This is a genomic window from Rhizobium sp. X9 (assembly GCF_018873185.1).
GTDB lineage: Bacteria > Pseudomonadota > Alphaproteobacteria > Rhizobiales > Rhizobiaceae > Agrobacterium > Agrobacterium oryzihabitans.
Window position 1 is genome coordinate 809868 of record NZ_CP071312.1, and the last position, 19482, is coordinate 829349.

General features: G+C 57.8%; 18 protein-coding genes. 10 read left to right on the forward strand and 8 right to left on the reverse strand.

The annotated features are described in order from the left end of the window. The first annotated feature begins 92 nt into the window (after positions 1 to 92). Complete coding sequence (locus JZY08_RS18655; protein ID WP_216333102.1) at positions 93 to 425, forward strand: pentapeptide repeat-containing protein; 333 nt, start codon at positions 93 to 95, stop codon at positions 423 to 425. Between the two features lie 3 nt (positions 426 to 428). Here the strand turns inward: JZY08_RS18655 and JZY08_RS18660 are convergent, their stop codons facing one another. The 4 genes from JZY08_RS18660 to JZY08_RS18675 form a co-directional block, all read right to left on the reverse strand. Beyond that, complete coding sequence (locus JZY08_RS18660) at positions 429 to 1454, reverse strand: esterase-like activity of phytase family protein (RefSeq protein ID WP_216333103.1); 1026 nt, start codon at positions 1452 to 1454, stop codon at positions 429 to 431. Then, the gene (gene cobT / locus JZY08_RS18665) at positions 1444 to 3348 is read right to left on the reverse strand and encodes a cobaltochelatase subunit CobT (RefSeq protein ID WP_216333104.1); all 1905 of its coding nucleotides are present in this window, start codon (positions 3346 to 3348) and stop codon (positions 1444 to 1446) included. The genes JZY08_RS18660 and cobT overlap by 11 nt, the downstream gene beginning before the upstream one ends. Positions 3349 to 3455: 107 nt before the next feature. Beyond that, positions 3456 to 4445, reverse strand: a complete 990-nt coding sequence (gene cobS, locus JZY08_RS18670) for a cobaltochelatase subunit CobS (protein WP_003509875.1) — start codon at positions 4443 to 4445, stop codon at positions 3456 to 3458. A 68-nt stretch (positions 4446 to 4513) separates the two neighbouring features. Continuing rightward, complete coding sequence (locus JZY08_RS18675; protein ID WP_035243249.1) at positions 4514 to 5149, reverse strand: J domain-containing protein; 636 nt, start codon at positions 5147 to 5149, stop codon at positions 4514 to 4516. A gap of 115 nt (positions 5150 to 5264) precedes the next feature. On the opposite strand from JZY08_RS18675, the gene JZY08_RS18680 reads away from it, so the two are divergent. Then, entirely contained in the window at positions 5265 to 5546 is a 282-nt protein-coding gene (locus tag JZY08_RS18680) for a BolA family transcriptional regulator (RefSeq protein ID WP_003497482.1), read from the forward strand. Between the two features lie 224 nt (positions 5547 to 5770). Here JZY08_RS18680 and aroB read toward each other — a convergent pair whose 3' ends face one another. Then, positions 5771 to 6904, reverse strand: a complete 1134-nt coding sequence (aroB, locus tag JZY08_RS18685) for a 3-dehydroquinate synthase (protein ID WP_216333105.1) — start codon at positions 6902 to 6904, stop codon at positions 5771 to 5773. After that, positions 6901 to 7491: a shikimate kinase gene (locus JZY08_RS18690; protein WP_137039172.1), complete on the reverse strand. Its 591-nt coding sequence runs from the start codon at positions 7489 to 7491 to the stop codon at positions 6901 to 6903. Before JZY08_RS18690 ends, aroB begins: the two co-directional genes overlap by 4 nt. A gap of 189 nt (positions 7492 to 7680) precedes the next feature. On the opposite strand from JZY08_RS18690, the gene JZY08_RS18695 reads away from it, so the two are divergent. The 5 genes from JZY08_RS18695 (at position 7681) to JZY08_RS18715 (ending at position 11589) form a co-directional block, all read left to right on the forward strand. Continuing rightward, positions 7681 to 7854, forward strand: coding sequence for a histidine kinase (locus JZY08_RS18695; protein WP_082185432.1), 174 nt, complete (start codon positions 7681 to 7683; stop codon positions 7852 to 7854). Beyond that, positions 7851 to 8846: a site-specific tyrosine recombinase XerD gene (gene xerD, locus JZY08_RS18700; protein ID WP_216333106.1), complete on the forward strand. Its 996-nt coding sequence runs from the start codon at positions 7851 to 7853 to the stop codon at positions 8844 to 8846. Before JZY08_RS18695 ends, xerD begins: the two co-directional genes overlap by 4 nt. A gap of 62 nt (positions 8847 to 8908) precedes the next feature. Beyond that, positions 8909 to 9862 (forward strand): acetyl-CoA carboxylase carboxyltransferase subunit alpha, encoded by a 954-nt coding sequence (locus tag JZY08_RS18705; RefSeq protein ID WP_003497510.1) that lies wholly within the window; start codon positions 8909 to 8911, stop codon positions 9860 to 9862. 192 nt (positions 9863 to 10054) lie between these two features. Continuing rightward, on the forward strand, positions 10055 to 11356 hold the full coding sequence (locus tag JZY08_RS18710) for a L,D-transpeptidase family protein (protein ID WP_003497519.1): 1302 nt from the start codon (positions 10055 to 10057) through the stop codon (positions 11354 to 11356). Further along, positions 11353 to 11589, forward strand: a complete 237-nt coding sequence (locus tag JZY08_RS18715; RefSeq protein WP_216333108.1) for a sulfurtransferase TusA family protein — start codon at positions 11353 to 11355, stop codon at positions 11587 to 11589. The genes JZY08_RS18710 and JZY08_RS18715 overlap by 4 nt, the downstream gene beginning before the upstream one ends. Positions 11590 to 11821: 232 nt before the next feature. Here JZY08_RS18715 and JZY08_RS18720 read toward each other — a convergent pair whose 3' ends face one another. Next, positions 11822 to 12970 carry a GTP-binding protein gene (locus tag JZY08_RS18720; protein WP_216333110.1) on the reverse strand — a complete coding sequence of 383 codons (1149 nt, stop codon included), beginning with the start codon at positions 12968 to 12970 and terminating at the stop codon, positions 11822 to 11824. A gap of 177 nt (positions 12971 to 13147) precedes the next feature. Next, positions 13148 to 14206: a D-alanyl-D-alanine carboxypeptidase family protein gene (locus tag JZY08_RS18725; RefSeq protein ID WP_216333450.1), complete on the reverse strand. Its 1059-nt coding sequence runs from the start codon at positions 14204 to 14206 to the stop codon at positions 13148 to 13150. Between the two features lie 224 nt (positions 14207 to 14430). Here JZY08_RS18725 and JZY08_RS18730 point away from each other — a divergent pair, with 224 nt between their 5' ends. From JZY08_RS18730 to JZY08_RS18745, 3 genes are all read left to right on the forward strand, one after another. After that, positions 14431 to 15594, forward strand: a complete 1164-nt coding sequence (locus tag JZY08_RS18730; protein WP_216333112.1) for a M20 aminoacylase family protein — start codon at positions 14431 to 14433, stop codon at positions 15592 to 15594. A 1924-nt stretch (positions 15595 to 17518) separates the two neighbouring features. After that, a complete protein-coding gene (locus tag JZY08_RS18740; RefSeq protein ID WP_216333116.1) occupies positions 17519 to 18313 on the forward strand; it encodes a hypothetical protein in 795 nt (264 codons plus the stop codon). 12 nt (positions 18314 to 18325) lie between these two features. Beyond that, a complete protein-coding gene (locus tag JZY08_RS18745) occupies positions 18326 to 19405 on the forward strand; it encodes a GSCFA domain-containing protein (RefSeq protein ID WP_216333118.1) in 1080 nt (359 codons plus the stop codon). The last annotated feature ends 77 nt before the right edge of the window (positions 19406 to 19482 follow it).

Sequence of the window (19482 nt, forward strand, 5' to 3'; positions counted from 1 at the left end):
AGGTCGGGCAGGCGTGGATCAAATCACGCTTGCAAACCCGCTGGTGGCGTTGCAGTCTGCCGTCCGTTGCACGGCTAAGGGGGCAGATCGGCATGCAGATCAAGGACGTCATCGACATTATAGATGCGACGAGCGCCACGCTTTCGGGTTCCAGCTTCGACGACGTCAATTTGTCGGGAACGGTCTTCAACAATGTCAATCTGGCCGGCACACGCTTCAACGACATCAACTTTTCCGGTGCGTCGTTTACGGACAGCAACATGTCCGGCTGGTCGATCGATGACGTCAATTTCACCGGGTTGAAGCTGAGCAACACAAACCTGTCCGGCGCGCAGATAACGGGGTGCCGAATGACCGGCATGAAGATCGACGGCATTCCCGTCGAGGATATGATGGCGGCCTACAAGGCGGCGCAGACGGTCTGAAGTTCACTCCACCAGCTTGAATTCCAGCATCAGATTGCGCTGGAGGAACGAGTGATTGTCATCGGAAACGATGATGAGGCGCGTGGAACCATCAGGCCCTTTCACGACATCCATGCCTTCCATATTGTCGATCTGGTAGGCCATGCCCGCTTCAAGCAGGATTTCGCCATCCACCACAACACCCGGCCGGATATCGGCACCACGGATGCGGCGGATGCGCATCCCCACGCCTTCGGCGAAATTGAACCGGCGCTCCAGCAGCAGCAGATCGCCATTGGGCAAGAAAGCGCCATCCGTCACATCAAATGAGGGGTGGTGGGTGACGGCGAATGTGCCCTTCAGCGGGCCTTCCAATATGGCGGCGAGAAGATTGCCATCAGCATCAATGCTTTTTTCAGCCACCACGACCAAGGCGCCGGCTAGCGGCGAATCGGCCGGCGATACTGCCAGGGCCTCCATGCCGCCATTATGGCGCAACTCGTTATTGGGGATGAGATGCGGCAGGCGACCGAGCGGTTTCGATGTCTCGAAGCCCGGATCGGGATAGATATCGATCCTGTGCCGCTGCTCGTAGCTGACGATAACTTTGCCGCCACGCAGTGCCAGACCTTCCGCATCCATTTCCATCTTGCGCGGCGGTTCGCGCCCGCCCATGTCCAGCATGGGGGTAATGCGAACATCAGCAAGCCCGGACAGCGCGCCGGCTGCATCGCGCATGACCCTGCCCGTCAGCCAGTGGCCGGTATCCAGCACCGCAACAAAGTCCTCCCCATTGGGGCGGAAGCGGATGGAAGATATGGCTCCGAACAGCTTTTCCGGCGCGCTCATCACCATGCCGCCGATAAATTCCAGCTTGCCGAAACGTTTTGCGCTGGTGCCGACCTCGAAGCCGGACAGCTGGCGAACGCTCACCGGCACGTCGATGGTGGACGCACCAATCGGAACCGGAACAAGCGAGCCGACCGCCAGGGTAGCGGCAACGACCAGAGACTTGTAGGAGAGGGAAGCCCGGCTCCGCTTATCCCGCACGGCGAACCCTGCGGGACGAACCGGAGGCGCTGCTCGTATCCTCGAAGAGCGCCGCGAGCTGCTCGGTCATCGCACCGGCCAGCTCGTCCGCATCCACGATGGTTACGGCACGGCGATAATAACGCGTCACGTCGTGGCCGATACCGATCGCCAGCAGTTCCACCGGCGACCGTGTCTCGATCTGCTCGATCACGGCGCGCAGATGCCGCTCCAGATAGTTGCCCGGATTGACCGACAGCGTCGAATCGTCGACGGGCGCTCCGTCCGAAATCATCATCATGATCTTGCGCTGCTCGGGCCGGCCGATCAGGCGGTTATGCGCCCACATCAGCGCCTCGCCGTCGATATTTTCCTTCAGCAGGCCTTCGCGCATCATCAGGCCGAGATTGCGCCGCGACCGCCGCCACGGGGCATCCGCCGACTTGTAGATGATGTGGCGCAAATCATTGAGGCGGCCGGGCGAAGCAGGTTTGCCACTGGCCAGCCATTGCTCGCGCGACTGTCCGCCCTTCCAGGCCTTGGTGGTGAAGCCGAGAATCTCCACCTTCACGCCGGACCGTTCCAGCGTGCGCGCCAGAATATCGGCGCAGGTGGCTGCAACGGTGATCGGGCGGCCGCGCATCGAACCGGAATTGTCGATGACGAGCGAAACGACGGTATCGCGGAACTGGGTGTCGCGCTCCTTCTTGAAGGAAAGCGGCTGCATGGGATCGATGATGAGCCTGACGAGACGGGCCGGATCGAGATAACCCTCTTCAAGGTCGAAATCCCACGAACGGTTCTGCTGCGCCATCAGGCGACGCTGCAGCCGGTTCGCCAGACGCCCGACGGCGCCCTGAAGGTGGGCGAGCTGCTTGTCGAGAAAAGCGCGCAGGCGGTCAAGCTCGGCTTCGTCACACAGTTCCTCGGCGTGGATCTCCTCGTCGAACTCCTGGGTAAAGATGCGGTAATCGACCTTTTCGTTGAAATCGTCGAAGGGGCTGTTCGGGCGGCGGGTCTCGCCGGGCGTCTCGGAATCCTCGTCGAGATCATCGGACATCTCCTCGTCCGACATCTCGGCGCCGTCCATCTCGCCTTCTTCCATTTCCTCCTGCGAGGCCTCGTTTTCATCGGCCGGCGTCGCATCGGAACCGGCCTCTTCCTCGGCCTGCTCTTCCTCTGTCTCGTTGGTACGCGGCTGATCCTCGTTGGACTCCGCCTCCTGACTGTCAGGCTCGTTATCCTCGTCGCCGAAATCCTCCGCCATCTGCATGGAGGTCAGCATCTTGCGCACCAGCCGCGAAAACGCCTTCTGATCGGTGATGACGCTGGAGAGATCCTTGAGATCGCCAGCGGCCTTGTCCTCGATGAAATCGCGCCACAGATCGAGAACCTGACCGGCGCTAGCCGGTGGCTTTTCGCCTGTCAGTTTTTCGCGCACCAGCAGGGCCACGGCTTCGGCAAGCGGTGCGTCATCCTTGTTGTTGATGCCCGAAAAATTCGCCTTGGCGTATTTTTCGGTGTTCATGGCCTGGATGTTGGAAGCCATGCCCGGCATGCGCAGCGCGCCGATGGATTCCACCCGCGCCTGCTCAACCGCATCAAAGATCAGCCGCGCTTCTGCCCCTTGCGGCGACATCACCGCATGGGTGTCGGCGTCATGGCAGGCAAGGCGCAGCGCCATGGAATCGCCCAGACCGCGCGTGACGGCGATTTCCTGCGCGGTGGGTTTCTTGGATATTTCCGGCAGACGCATGCGCTCGCCGGCAAGGCCGGGCCGCTCATTGGCGAACACGACCTCGACCTCGGCATCGCCGGCAACGGATCGCACGCATCCGGCAATCGCCTGACGCAACGGCTCCGTATCGACCGCCGTACCCGGTTTTGCTCTGGAATTGTCGCCGCGCGCTGCCATTGTCTTTCCTGTCATTTGTCGACGCGTGGGAGCCGCTCATCAATGGATGCGCGGCCCGCCAGCGTCTTCAAGTCATCGGTGATCTTCTCCGGAAAAGCCGGGGACTATCAGGCGCTGAGAACAATGTTCGCAGCACTTTCCTTCAGCTCGACGCCGAAAGCCCGCTGATATTGCTCGGCAACCAGCGTGCGCTCCAGTTCGTCGCACTTGTTGAGGAAGGTCACGCGGAAGGCAAAGGCGAGATCGCCGAAGATTTCCGCATTTTCCGCCCAGGTGATGACGGTACGCGGGCTCATAACCGTGGAGAGGTCGCCATTGACGAAAGCCGAGCGGGTAAGATCGGCCACACGCACCATCTTGGAGACGGTTTCGCGGCCCTTCGGATTGTCGAGGCTCTTCACCTTGGCGGCAATGATGTTCACTTCCTGCTCATGCGGCAGGTAGTTCAGGGTCGTGACGATCGACCAGCGGTCCATCTGCGCCTGGTTGATCTGCTGCGTGCCGTGGTAAAGGCCGGTCGTATCACCGAGGCCGACCGTGTTGGCGGTCGCAAAAATGCGGAAGGCCGGGTGAGGACGGATGACGCGACTCTGGTCAAGCAACGTCAGGCGGCCGGAGGATTCCAGCACGCGCTGAATGACGAACATCACGTCCGGACGGCCTGCATCGTATTCGTCGAAGACGAGCGCGACATTGTGCTGGTAAGCCCAGGGCAAGATGCCATCCTTGAATTCGGTGACCTGCTTGCCGTCCTTCAGGACGATGGCGTCCTTGCCGACGAGATCGATACGGCTGACATGGCTGTCGAGGTTGACGCGAACGCAGGGCCAGTTGAGGCGCGCAGCGACCTGCTCGATATGGGTGGACTTGCCCGTGCCGTGGAAGCCGGAGACCATGACACGTCGGTTATGAGCAAAACCGGCAAGGATCGCGAGTGTCGTATCGCGGTCGAAAAGATAGTCGGGATCAAGATCCGGCACATAGGCATCGCCTTGGCTATAAGCGGGAACCCGCAGATCCGTATCAATGCCGAAAACCTCCCGCACGGACACCGTCGTGTCGGGCAGGTTGGAAATATCAAGGTCGATTTTGCTCATCACGTCTCCAAGGCGGGCGGCAGCCACCCGGCCACATCATCAATCAGGCGGTAAACACATACGTTGGCTTAGCAGAAACCTGACTGCTTTAACAATTGATATGCTTGAACAACAGCCCGAAAACGTTCTTCCGAACCACGATCGCCACCATTAGCATCAGGATGGTGCTTTTTGACAAGCTCCTTGTAGCGCCTTTTTATCTCTTCCTGCTTTGCGCTGGCAGAAAGACCGAGCGTGTCGAAGGCTTTTGCCTCCAGCGTCTTCAGTTTGCGGTCCTGCTGCATGCGCTGGCCGCCGGCCCTTGCGCCGCCCGCAAAACCGCTGGTGAAGCCGAAAGGATCACGGATACGGGCGTTCGCACCGGCCGTGCCCGAACGCAGCGTGGAATGCAGGGGGCTGTCACGCGCCGTCTTGTTGACCCCGACCGTCCAGGTCGGGCGATGACCGGTAATCGCCTCTTTCTGATAGCGGGCGATCTCGGTGTCCGACAGGCCGGAGAAATAATTATAGCCCTTGTTGTATTCCTTCACATGCTCAAAACAGAACAGGAAGAATTGCCCCTCGGCGTTGCGGCCGACGGGTGCGCGGTGAACGCCCGGCTTGTCGCATCCATCCCACTGGCAGGTCGGGGCCTGAACCTCAGGTTCCTTGTCCCTTTTTCTGCGTGTACGGATACGGTCGAAATATTTCGAATCCAGTTTCATGATGCCCTGATTATGGGGTGCGAAAAGGCGCACAACAAGAATTGACAAAACGGAATGTTGCAGGCTTTTAGGTAGCCCCCTTTCAAGACCAGCCAACAGGATTGGAGCCCTTCGCATGTCCCTGCGAGAACGCATAGAAACAAAGCTTCGGCAAAGCTTTTCGCCGGAACGTCTGGCGGTGATCGATGAAAGCCATATGCATGCGGGCCACCAGCCGGATATTACCGGCGAGGGCGAGACGCATATGCGTGTTCAGATAGTGTCTGAAAGCTTTTCAGGCAAGTCACGTGTCGAACGCCACCGGGCGATCAATGCCGTTTTGAAGCCGGAACTCGACGCCGGGCTACATGCGCTTGCCATAGAGGTGGCAGCGCCCGGGGAATCGGTACGGTTTTAAACCTCGAGCAAGCTCCCTCATCCGGCCCTTTGGGCCACCTTCTCCCCGGCGGGGAGAAGAAAACCTGCGGCAGCGCCGTGCTCAAAGCTCAGACATCAATGCAGCTGCAGCAATGCTGTTTCGTATGGCATTGCCAAAGCGGCTTGTTCTTCTCCCCGGTCGGGGAGAAGTGCCGGAGCGAAGCGAGGCGATGAGGGGGCGCCCTCACCGTATCGCTCAACATTTCACCCCGGATGCTTTTCCGACAGGAAGGACTGCACCTCGGACGCCGCAACATCATCGGCCACAAAGGATTGGCCAATGCCGTAAGTGAGGATGAAGGTCAGCCTGCCGCCCTTGACCTTCTTGTCCTGCGCAATTGCCGTCATCAGCGTCTCGACCGGCGGCAACTCACCGGGAATATCCTTCATCGTCGTCGGCAGGCCCACCGCCTTCAGATGCGCTTCGACGCGCGCGGCATCGTCCGGGCTCGCAAGGTTGAGGCGGGCGGAAAACTGGTGCGCCAGAACCATGCCGATGGCAACGCCTTCGCCGTGCACCAGCCGCTTGCTGTCGTAATTGGTCGCCGCCTCCAGCGCGTGGCCGAAGGTGTGGCCGAGGTTCAAAAGCGCGCGGACACCATTTTCCTTCTCGTCGGCCACAACGACATCCGCCTTGGCCTGACAGCTGGTTGCGATCGCCTGAATGCGGGCGGGGCCGCCGGTACGGATGTCATCCCAGTTCTTTTCCAGCCAGGAGAAGAAATCAGGCTTGTCGATCAGGCCGTATTTCACCACTTCGGCGTAACCGGCGCGGAATTCCCGTGGGCTCAGCGTATCGAGCACCGCAGTATCCGCCAGCACCAGATCGGGCTGGTGGAAAACGCCGACGAGGTTCTTGCCGTGGCGGGTGTTGATGCCGGTCTTGCCGCCGACGGAGGAATCGACCTGCGCCAGAAGCGAGGTCGGTATCTGCACGAAGCGCACGCCACGGCGCACGATGCCGGCCGCAAAACCGGCGAGATCGCCGATTACGCCGCCGCCGAGCGCGATTACCGCATCGTTGCGCTCCACCCTTGCTGCCAGAACCGCATCGCAGACGGTGACCAGATGTTCGAAGCTCTTGGTCTTCTCGCCCGCCGGCAGGGTCAACGAGACGGCTTCGATTCCGTCCGTCTGCAAGCCGTCCATCAGGCCTTCGAGGTAAAGCGGCGCAACATGCTCGTCGGTGATAATAGCGGCGCGTCTGCCCTTCAGCCGCGACGAAATCTCGCCGCCCGCCCTGCCGATCAGGCCCGGGCCGATCAGAATGTCATAGGCGCGCTCGCCGAGCGGCACATGGACAAGACGTTCGTCGGCGTGGATTTCAGAAGGCGTCATGGCATCAAGTCTTTCTGTTCGATGCCGGCGATGGCGGCCAGCACTTCAGTCACGATGATTTCCTTGCGGACATCGCGGGATTCGATGGTCAAATCCGCTTCCGCATAGATCGGATACCGTTTCTCCATTAGCGCCGCGAGCGTGGCTCTGGGGTTTTCGGTCTTGAGAAGCGGGCGATGGTCGCGCTTGTTGACCCTCTCCCACAACACCTCGAGATCGGCTTTCAGCCACAGCGAAATGCTGCCGCGGGTGATGTGCCGGCGGGTATTGTCGTTGATGAAGGCGCCGCCGCCGGTGGAGATGACCTTGGGACCGCCGCGCAGCAGCCGCTTGATGACCCGTGTTTCCAGCGCCCGGAATTCCTCCTCGCCATAGGTGGCGAAAAGCTCGGCTATCGTCATGCGCGAAACCCGCTCGATTTCCACGTCCGTGTCAATGAAGGAGACTTTGAGCTGCTGGGCGACCATGCGGCCGATTGCGGACTTTCCAGCCCCCATCAGCCCGACAAAGACGATGTTGCGCCGTCCGAGCTTAGCCCGCGCTTGCTCCCCGAGTGTGGCCGGGACCGATAAATTCGTTTCATTCATAAATTTGAAAGCCCGTTTGGCATGGATATCTGCAAATGTTTACGAAGCGTCAAGCCAAATTGCTGACTGAATTGCGTTGAATCACAATCATCGCCGCATGCGGCACGGGGCAGCCGCTGGCTTTTTGATCTTGTCGCCTTTGTTGCCGCACCGCATATACATTCAGACTGCCACCTTCACGGAGCCGCCATGCCAACCCTCTTCCGCTTCACGATGATACTGGCGACCATCGCGGGGCTGATCTATGGCGGCATGGTGCTGCTCGTCATGTTCGTTCAGCCACGCGACCGCGAGGTCACTGTGCGCATTCCTTCCGAGCGGCTGAACCCGCCGGCGGCCGAGCCGGCAAGGCGCACCCCATGAGCGGACAGCAGGCGGGAGGGCGCGACGGCGCGCGTCTTGAAAGTTTTCTGGAAATGATGAGCGCCGAGCGCGGCGCTGCCACGAACACGCTTTCTTCTTATGAGCGCGACCTTACCGATCTGCGTGAATTTCTGGGTGATCGCGGTCAGTCTTTGACCGAAGCAGCCACCCCGGATCTTTCCGCCTATCTGACCCATCTTTCCGCTCAGGGCTTTGCCGCCACCTCGCAGGCAAGACGCCTTTCCTCCATGCGACAGTTCTACCGTTTCCTTTATTCGGAAGGGCTTCGGAGCGACGATCCGACCGGCATCATCGATGCGCCCAAAAAGGGCCTATCCCTGCCGAAGACGATGAGCGTCGCCGAGGTGACGAAGCTTCTCGGCGTCGCCGCTGAAGAGGCAGCCACCACCGGCCCCGGCCAGCTCGCCCGCATCCGCATGCATCTGCTGCTCGAGCTTCTTTACGCAACCGGCATGCGTGTGAGCGAACTCGTTTCCCTGCCGGTCAAGGTGCTGCGCCAGGAAGGTCGCTTCCTGATGATCCGCGGCAAGGGCAATAAGGACCGGATGGTTCTGCTTTCCCGGACCGCCATCGAGGCGATGGAAAAATACGATACCGCCAGAAAGGCGCTCGTCCCGGCGAAAGGCGGCGCGCCGGTATCAACGAAGCAGGCGGAAGCGGCGGAGAGCCCATGGCTGTTTCCATCAAACAGCAAGGAAGGGCATCTGCCGAGACAGGTCTTTGCTCGCGACCTGAAGGACATTGCCATTCGTGCGGGCCTTACCCCGTCAGCCGTATCGCCACACGTCCTTCGCCATGCCTTTGCCAGCCACCTTCTGCAGAACGGTGCGGACCTGCGCGCGGTGCAGGAACTGCTTGGCCATTCCGACATTTCCACGACACAAATCTATACACATGTGCTGGAAGAACGCTTGCAAGAGCTGGTACAAACACATCACCCCCTTGCCAAACAGGGCAAAAACCTTGATTAGAGCGACCGGAACCGCCGGATAATCCGGTCAAACCTTGCGCAAAACGATCGGAAACGGATCTCATGCACAATTATCTCGACTTCGAAAAACCTATCTCGGACCTTGAGGGCAAGATCATCGAGCTGAAGAAGCTTGCCGATGAAGACGAGAGCATAGACACCTCGGAGGAGATCAACCGCCTGGAATCGCGCGTCAACGATGCGATGCAGGACATCTATTCCAAGCTGAACGCCTGGCAGAAAACACAGGTCGCGCGTCACCCGCAGCGTCCGCATTTCGTCGATTACGCCAAGGCGCTGTTCACGGATTTCACGCCGCTTGCCGGTGACCGTAAATTTTCCGAGGACGCCGCCATTCAGGCGGGCCTTGCCCGCTTCAACGGTCAGCCCGTCGCCATCATCGGCCAGGAAAAGGGCAACGACACCAAAAGCCGCCTGAAGCACAATTTCGGCAGCCCTCGCCCGGAAGGTTACCGCAAGGCGATCCGCGTGCTGGAACTGGCTGATCGTTTCTCGCTGCCGGTCGTCACCCTCATCGATACGGCTGGCGCTTATCCCGGCGTTGGTGCGGAAGAGCGCGGCCAAGCCGAAGCCATCGCCCGCTCGACGGAAATGTGCCTCAACGTCAAGGTGCCGATCGTTTCCGTCGTCATCGGCGAAGGCGGCTCGGGCGGCGCGATTGCGATCGCCACCGGCAACCGCGTCTACATGCTCGAACATGCGATCTATTCGGTGATCTCACCGGAAGGTGCTGCTTCCATTCTCTGGCGCGATTCGACCCGCGCCAAGGAAGCTGCAACCAATATGAAGATCACCTCGGAAGACCTGAAGTCGCTCGGCGTTATCGACGGAATCATTCCCGAGCCCATCGGTGGTGCGCATCGCGATCCGGAAACCGTCATCAGCGCTACCGGCGATGTCATCGCCAAGGCGCTGGCCGATCTTTCGCAGCGCTCGGGCACGCAGCTGCGCGCCGAACGCCGCCAGAAGTTCCTGGATATCGGCCGGAATCTCTAACGCCGGCCTTATTTTCCTTGAATATCGCCCCAACTCGGCCATAGTCCGGTCACATCAAAAGATGTATCGGCGGCCGCGGGGGCGGATCCGATTTGAGTTAAGAAGATGTAAACGGTTAATACCGTATTTAAAATACACACGTGCTGGTGTAGAACTTGCGCCGCTTCGTGCCATCGTCTTTCGGATCAGATCATGCGTTTGACACATTTTGCACTTCTTGCCTGCACCGCGCTCGTTCTCACCGGCTGCAACGATACGCTCGAAACCGTTGAGCGCGACGTCTCCCACGTCAAGAACAAGGTCGATTACCCGCTTTCTCCGTCCATTCTGGCCGAGATCGACAAGCGGGGCATGGATCGCACCTCGCCGATCATGATCCGCATCTTCAAGGAAGAAGGTGCCTTGGAAATCTGGAAAGCCCGGCGCGACAACCGTTTCGAAAAGATCGCCGGTTACGAGATTTGCGCATGGTCCGGCAAACTCGGCCCCAAGGTGAAGGAAGGCGACCGGCAGGCGCCGGAAGGTTTCTACAACCTGACGCCAGCGCATCTCAATCCGAACTCGAAATATTACCTCGCCATCAATACCGGCTTTCCGAACCGCTACGATGCCGCCAATGGCCGCAACGGCACCAATCTGATGATCCATGGCGCCTGCTCGTCGTCCGGCTGTTATTCGATGACGGATGCGCAGATCCTCGAAATCTACGGTTTTGCCCGCGACGCCTTCAAGGGCGGCCAGAAGACCGTGCAGCTGCAGGCTTTCCCCTTCCGCATGACGGCGGAAAACATGGCCCGCCATCGCCAGAGCGAACATCTCGAATTCTGGAAGATGCTGAAGGTCGGTTACGACAATTTCGAAGTGACCAAACGCCCGCCGGAAGTGAATGTCTGCGAGAAGAAATACGTCTTCAACCAGCAGACGGAAGGCGGCAGCTTCAACGCCTCCGCCCAATGCCCGGCCATGAGCACACCGCCGGCACTCGTCAGTGCGCTTTCGAGCTACGAGAAGACCTACGATCTCGCCTATGAAAAGGCGATGTCGAAATATGACGGCATGGCCTGGTACGACCCGAGCGAGGCGGAGCGCAAGGCGCTGGTCGCCGAAAAGCGCAAGGGCCGCGAACCTGCCTATGCGCCAACCGGCTCGGCGCTAAAGGCCGGCAAGCTGATGAAAGAAACGGAATATGCCGCACTGATGGAGAAGAAGGCGCAGCAGGTCACGTCGTCCTCACCGGCGACCACCGCAACAGCCTCGTCCCTGCGCGGTCCGCGTCCTTCCGCTGTTCAGCCCGCCGCTCCGCAATCGAACCCTGCCCCGGCAGCACCGACAATGGTTGCCGCCGCCACCCCAGCGCCTGCAGCGGCCGGTCAGGGCGGAACTGCCGCCCAGGGCATCCCGGTTCCGGCTTTGAACCCGCTCGCCTATTCCGCCGCTCCACAACCGGAAGCGCCGGAAAAGAAGCCGTTCTGGAAGTTCTGGGCCAAGGAATGAGCGGCACAGCCGAGATCGTTTATGATTTGAGGGGGCTTAAATGCCCCCTTCCGGTTTTGAGAAGCCGCAAGAAGCTTGCGGCGCTGAAGGCGGGCGATGTCTTGACTGTCGAGACGACCGATCCGCTGGCCGTGATCGATATTGCGCATATGTGCAATGAGGACGGGCATAGGTTGATGGAGACGGTTGCGCTGGATAAGGGGCATCGGTTTCGGATTGTGAAGGGCGGGTAGTTCGCTCACCACCGGGGATACCCCCCTCTGTCCTGCCGGACATCTCCCCCTCAAGGGGGGAGATCGACAAGCGGCTTGCCCCTAATATTCCTATTGGCGATAGAGACCGTAGGTATCCGACGTTGCGAGGGATCGAGCGGCTGCTTCCCCCGATCTCCCCCCTTGAGGGGGAGATGTCCGGCAGGACAGAGGGGGGTAACCCCACCCGCCGATTTCAACGCCATCGCGTGCCCTAAAACCGCAACCCGGAAACCGCCAGCGGATTATCCATCATCGCCTGCCTGTCCGGCCGGTCGATGCCCGGCGCGCCGGTGAAGGCGGCAAACAGGTCCTGCACGAAAGCCTCCGGCAAATCCTTGGTGATCAGTACCATGCGCGTGCGCTGATCGGACGGATCCGGCCAGGCTGCGAGGCGTTCGGGCGTGTGGAAAATATTCTGGACCCCATGCAGCACAAGCGGCCGGTCCGGATTGTCCGACAGCTTGACGACGGCTTTCATGCGCAACAGCTTTTCCCCATGCGCCGAGCGCAGCAAATCCACGAACATATCGATCGCCATCGGGTTGATCGGCTTGTCATGAACAATCGAGAAAGAGCGGATCGATGCATCGTGCCGGTTCACATCGTGATGGTGATGGTCATCATCATCGCCATGATGATGGTGATGGCCGTGCCCGTGGTGGTCATGGTCGTGATGGTGGTGATCATGTGCCGCCTCCTCACCCAGCCAGCGGCCGACATCGGCATTTTTGCTGCCGGGATCGTAAAGGCCGTTGTCCAGAAGTCCCGCAGCACTCCAGTCGGCCTTGTCGCCATCCTCGATTGTCGCGCGCGGATTGAGGGCCTGAAGACGCGCCGTCAGCGCCGAAATCGCGGAAGCGTCGGCAAGCTTGCGCTTCGTCATCACCAGCCGGTCTGCCACGGCCGCCTGTTTCACTGCCTCCTCATGATTGTCGAGGGTGGAAAGGCCATTCACGGCATCCACCACCGTGACCATGCCATTCAGGACGAAATTCTGCGCGATCACCGGGTTGCCCATGACCGATTGCATGACGGGAGCGGGATCAGCCAGACCGGTGGTCTCGATCACGACACGTTTCACCGGCTTCAGCTTGCCGGTCTGGATGCCGTCCATCAGTTCCGCCAGCGTATCCACCAATTCGCCGCGAACGGTGCAGCACAGGCAGCCTTCCGCGAGTTCGATGATCCCCTCGCCTGCGCTTTCAACCAGCATGTGATCGATGCTAACATCACCGAATTCATTGATGATGATCGCGGCATCGCTCATCTCAGGGTCTTTGAGAAGCCGGTTGAGAAGCGTCGATTTTCCGGCGCCGAGAAATCCGGTGATGATGGAAACCGGTATACGATCGCGAGACATGCCTTGCCTGTATGTTGAGGGCCGCTCCGGCACAACCGGAACCGCGCGATAAAAACAGAAATCGCCCGGGCCCCGAGACCGCGAGCGACACCGTAATATCATAACAGATCAGGCCTGCGAATACCCAATCCGCAAAGCGCGTCCGCCCTCGTCCATTGAAGAGAGCGGTGCCGACAATCAGAATGTCGGGCGCGGGATCGGGATAGGCACGTTGGCCAGCTCACCCTTGCCGGCAGCTCCCTTAACGGTGTTGACCGCCACTGTCTCGCTGCCCGGAATGAGGCCGGCGAAGGAATATTCCGGCGGGCGGGTCATTTCCGTGACGTAGGGCGAGTGGATGACCATCCGGCCCGCCTCATCGCGGCTTTCGCTGCGCACCTTGGCTGCCTTCGGATTGCAAATCTCTGCGCTGACATCGTTTACTTCGCCGGTGTCGCCATAGGGCGCCAGCGAGGCGAGCGAAACACCCTGGCCCGACGGCGCGGTGAGACCCATCTGCAGAAGATCGGCCGACTGATCGGTTCGACCGGCAAGGCTGTCTGCGCCCAGAACGACGGTGATAACCGAACGGCCGTTGCGCACGGCGGATGACACCTGGTTGAAACCGGACGCACAGATGAAGCCGGTCTTCATGCCGTCCGCACCGTCGAAGCGGCCGACCAGCATGTTGAAATTCGCATAGTTCTTTTTGCCGGTGGTAACGCCCTCGAGAGAGAAATAACCGGCATATTCCGGGAATTCCCGCTTGATGATCAGGGCCAGAAGGGCAAGATCGCGCGCGGTCGTATATTGCCCTTTGCCGGGCAATCCGTTGGCATTGACGTAACGGGTGGAGTTCATGCCCAGCCGTTGCGCCTGCGCGTTCATCTGCGCCACGAAATTCTCGCTGGTGCCGCCGATGGTTTCGGCGATGGCGACCGCGATGTCATTGGCGGATTTGATGAGCAGCAGCTTCAGCGCGCTGTCCATCGTCAGCTTCTGGCCCGGCTTGAAATACATTTTCGAGGCCGGCTGGTCGGCGGCCTTCTTGCTCATCACCACCTCGGTCTGCGGGCTGAGCTTGCCGGCCTTCATCTGGGAAAAGGCGATATAGGCGGTCATCAGCTTGGTCAGCGAGGCCGGATACCACTTGCGGAACGCCTCCTGATGGGAAATCACCTTGCCGGTTTTGACATCGACCACCATTTTCGGATTGGCATTCGCCACGGGTGCTGCGGCAACAAGGCCTGCGGTCATGATGGCAACGACTGCGGAGAGCCGCCGGGCGGCGTTTGGCGATTTAAATATCTGTGGCAAGGCTTGTCCTCGAATTCCCGTCTTCGGTCGGGGAATGGCAATATTCACCATATATGTCCTAGCAATGGCAAAGTACATTGATTACGTCAATTATGCGGCGCACTATCCACCACGGAGGATAGGTTTTTACGACATACCGCACCGATGAACCCAGGAATGAACGAATGCCGATTTTGAACAGAGCCGCCGAACTTCAGCAGGAAGTCAGCGAATGGCGGCGTCACCTGCACGAAAACCCCGAGATTTTGTATGATGTCGATAACACCGCGGCCTTCGTTGCGGAGAAGCTGAAATCTTTCGGCGTTGACGAAATCGTGACCGGCCTTGGTCGCACTGGCGTGGTCGGCATCATCAGGGGCAATGTTGCGGGTGAGCGCACAATCGGCTTTCGCGCGGATATGGATGCTCTTCCCATTCTCGAGGAAACCGGCAAGCCATGGGCTTCCAAAACGGCAGGCGCGATGCATGCCTGCGGCCATGACGGTCACACCGCAATGCTGCTCGGCGCCGCAAAATATCTTGCCGAAACACGCAATTTCGCCGGCTCGATCGCCGTCATTTTCCAGCCCGCCGAAGAAGGTGGCGCGGGCGCGCTCGCCATGGTCGAAGACGGCCTGATGGAGCGCTTCGGCATTAACGAGGTCTACGGCATGCACAATATGCCGGGCATCCCGCTCGGCTCCTTCGCCATCCGCAAGGGCGGCATCATGGCGGCCCCGGACAAGTTTTCAATCACGGTCAAGGGCCGCGGCGGCCATGCGGCGCAGCCGCACCGCACCATCGATCCGATCACCATCGGCGCACAGATCGTCGGCAACCTGCAGATGATAGCCTCACGCAACGCCGATCCGATCCGCTCGGTGGTCGTCTCCGTCACCCGCTTTCACGCCGGCTCCAGCCACAACATCATCCCCAATGATGCGCTGATCGCCGGCACCGTGCGCAGTCTGGACGAGACGGTGCGCGATCTCGCCCAGGACCGCATCAAGCAGATGGCGGAAGGCGTGGCACTTGCAAACGGCGCGGAAGCCGAGGTCGTCTATGAGCGTTATTGCCCGGTGACCTTCAACCATGCGGACGAGACCGACTACGCCATTCGCGTCGCCCGCGATGTCGCGGGTGAGAGACATGTCGACCCCGATGTCGACCCTTCCATGGCGGGCGAGGATTTTTCCTTCATGCTGAAGGAAAGGCCGGGTGCCTTCATCTTCATCGGCAACGGCGATTCGGCTGGCCTTCACAATCCCGGCTACGATTTCAACGACGACGCCATCGCCTACGGCATTTCCTACTGGGTGAAACTGGCCGAACAGCGTCTGACGGCCTGATTGCCGGCTGATACGAAGAAAGCGGAGGAACAGATCAACCGTGGCAAAGAACGCGGTTGATCCGCCGGCGACGGCAGGTTAAAGAGCAATTCAGTGTCCACGTAGCTCAGCAGGATAGAGCACAGGATTCCTAAGGCAAATTGGGGGTTGCGCCCGGAAACGACGCAATCGATCTGCTCAAAGTCGGGGAAAGCTTCGCTGGTCTTCCAGCATGCCAATCCCGAGCCAAGCTCCGGAGAAATCCGGTGAAGGTGTAGAGACTGGATGGGCAGCACCTAAAGGCCTGATGGCTCATGGTGAAGGGACAGTCCAGACCACGAACGTCCTCTCCAATGGAGATGGGCGGCGACTAAAGTCGAAGTGGTATGAATCCTGGGGTCGGAGGTTCGAATCCTCTCGTGGACACCATTTTCCTGACTTTCATTGATTGCTGGCGCATTGAAAATGGTTGGGCCGCCCTAGTCCATCTTCGCATTGGAGTAGCCGTCCTCGTGGCAAAACATTAAGGTCGAGAGCGACGGGAAACGTTTCCGATCCATGATGTTTTCCCGATCATGGTTAAGATGCCGGGGTTAAGGCAATAAAAAGGCGCGTCAGAGCGCCGCATCGCTTACAAAATACGTGACCTTCTCCCGTGCCGAGAAGAGGCGGAGCACGATCGAAGTAAAATATCTCGGCTACTGAACTACGTTCGTGTTGAGTGCGCCGAATAAACAGATTTCGAGGGTCATCTATGTTTGTATCCGTTGTCGGGAACTTAGATAACAATCATCTTTCCATACCTCTTGGTTTTCATGAAGAGAACGAAGGGACGATCAATTTTACCGGAAACGGCGGCAGCGTGGTTATTGGAACAAATAGCAGCGCCCCTATGCTAATATCACTGTCGGTACCAACTGCCATGTTCATGTCGGGTCTAACTGCCGTCTGGGAAACATCAACATTCACACTGCGTCAGATTCTAACATCACCATAGGCAACACAACGGGTTTCACTTGGAACACGAGCATATCGGCGCACGAGAGCTATGATGTAACCTTTGGGGAGAATTGCTTGATTGCTCCTGATACGTTGTTCACCGTCAGTGATATGCACCCGATATTTGATATTGCCTCCGGTGAACGTATCAACGTTGGCGAAGCGTGATCATTGAAGAGCACGTGTGGGTCGGCCTCGGGGCAAAGATTATGAAGGGCTCTGTGATAGGCAGAGGGTCTATCATAGGCATAGGGTCTGTTGTTACAGGCCACATCCCCCCCAAATTCCCTAGCTTTTGGGGTTCCAGCCAAGGTGATTCGAAGTGGCGTAGATTGGCGGCATCACCTCACAGATCAATCCCCTGGGTAGTCTGTCGCTGAGATCAGCTTTGTGTCACTCCACCCGCTCTCCCCCTTTGGCTGTGATTTTGTGGCATATATTGAAAAAGCCCGACATCCAACAGTCCTCGACTAGAGGCCCGCGCTTTCCCCTATCTGACGCAAAGCACCGGGCAATTATACATTTACGATGCGGAAGACCTTTTTGCTGGCTAAAGAAGACACGCCTATAGCCTTCGTATCATGTAGCTAGTAAGAACGTATTTTGTAGATAGCCAACAATATAACAATCGAAGACTTTGCTAAGGAAATAGAGATATCGTAGACGGATTCCAGCTAAAAAACAGCATAACCCACATGCTTAAGTCATCATAAAGGAATGTCTTATAGACAGTGACGAGTGAATTTGGATAACATTCACCAAAATTTATTTTGACTTATGATCAATCATAGCAAACCCAAAGTAAAACCTTAATCAGCGCTATTGAGGTATTGCTGGCACGGTCGATGTCACCCTACACGACTGGCACGCCCCAATGAGGTTGACGACGCAAATGAAATAGGGGAGATAAAACCGGCCTCACTTTTTTCATTCATTAGGAGTCCCAATGCCAGGGAAGGCCGCCATCGTCTTAGGTAACAGCCACCTCTCATCTGTCATCCTAAGTCTGGAACCTCGGCTCGCCGAACCAGTCGCGCCAGAAGATTCTATTCAATATTACGTCTTCAACACCATCAAACACGGCGCTGATTTTATTTGGTCCGTTGATGCGGGCGAAAGTAATTATGTCCTCAATCCTGCGGTCGGAGAGATGGCCAACATCCGAGCCCCCCGCGATCGAGAAAAACTTTACATATCAATGTTCGGCGGCAACGCGCACAATGTATTAACGTTGAAAGCACACCCGAAGCCGTTTGATTTTATTGTCCCATCGCGTCGGGATCTTCCTTTAGATGAGAGCCTAGAGTTTGTCACGCTTGGTTACATCGATGATTTTATACGGAAATTAGCTCAACCGTATTTGCTGCACATGATCACATTAAAAAATTACAGTGCCGGCGCTGAAGTATTTCACTTTGAGTCACCGCCGCCAGTTAAAGACAACGCGTTCATCATGGCGCATCTCGAAGACTGGTTCAAAGGTGACCCTGATTTCACAGTTGCAGCACCTTATCTCCGACTTAAGATGTGGCTCGCACACTCGCGCATAATTAAAGAACTGTGCGAGAATATTGGCATCACATTTCTTCCCACGCCACCACAAACACAAGATAGCGAGGGATTTTTGCTACCGGAACACGGGCGTGATTCCACTCATGCAGGAGGTTTGTTCGGGTCTGCTATCACCAAAAATCTAGAAGATCGGCTCGGCGTCAAATACGATGGCTGGGATTGGCTATAAAGCGAGGTTATCATGAAGTCGCCCTATCATTCTATGGCGTCATACACGCGCTGGAAGAAAGCCGTAGCTGAACCGAACTATTCTGATGTCGATCCTGCATCGAATTTTCCATGGCGGATTTCAACAACTGACAAAGTTGCTACCGCCGGCAGTTGTTTCGCACAGCATATCGCGAGGCACCTCAAGAAAAGCGGATTTTCGTATTACGTGGTTGAAGAAGGTCACCCGATCGGCGACGAAACGATGCGAGACGCGTTTAATTTCTCAACGTTTTCCGCACGTTATGGCAACATCTACACTCCCCGCCAACTTTTGCAGCTTTTTTATCGCGCATACGAAACATTTGAGCCTTCAGAGAAAAATTGGGTTACCGAAAACGGACGATTTCTAGATCCTTTCAGGCCCGCCATAGAACCCAATGGGTTCAGCAGCGAGGAAGAGCTTATTGCAGATCGAAGGCAGCATTTAACAAAAGTGCGCCATATGTTCGAAACACTGGATGTATTCGTCTTTACATTGGGCCTCACAGAAGCTTGGCGTTCTAAGGTTGATAGCGCGGTTTTTCCGGTATGCCCAGGTGTCGCCGGCGGTGTATTTGATAATGAGAAGTATGAGTTTCATAATTTCCGCACATCCGAAATAGTGGAGGATATGCAGCAATTTTTGTCGTTACTGCACGAAGTGAACCCCTCTGCGCGCGTACTCCTAACCGTATCTCCTGTGCCCTTGGCGGCTACCGCCGAAGACAGACATGTTTTGGTCTCGACCACATATTCAAAGTCGGCGCTTCGTGTGGCGTGTGAAGAGATGCAAGAGAGCCACGCTAACGTCGCTTATTTTCCGAGTTACGAAATCATTACCGGTGCGTTTAACAAAGGTCGGTATTTTGCCGATGACCTGCGTAACGCCAACGAAGATGGCGTGAATCACGTGATGCGACTTTTTTTGAAGCACGCTACCGATTTCGACCCCGGATACATTCCACCAACGAAAGCTTCCGCTGAGCAAAGCTTTGTTGATAGGATGATGCAGGTTGTCCAGACGACTTGCGAGGAGGAACTCATCGAAACTTCGCTGTCGCGGCCAACTTAAAGCCGTGCTGGTATCACAGCGTCAATCACGACATCCGGAAACCAGAACACCAAAACCTTCGGACCGGCAAAACCTGT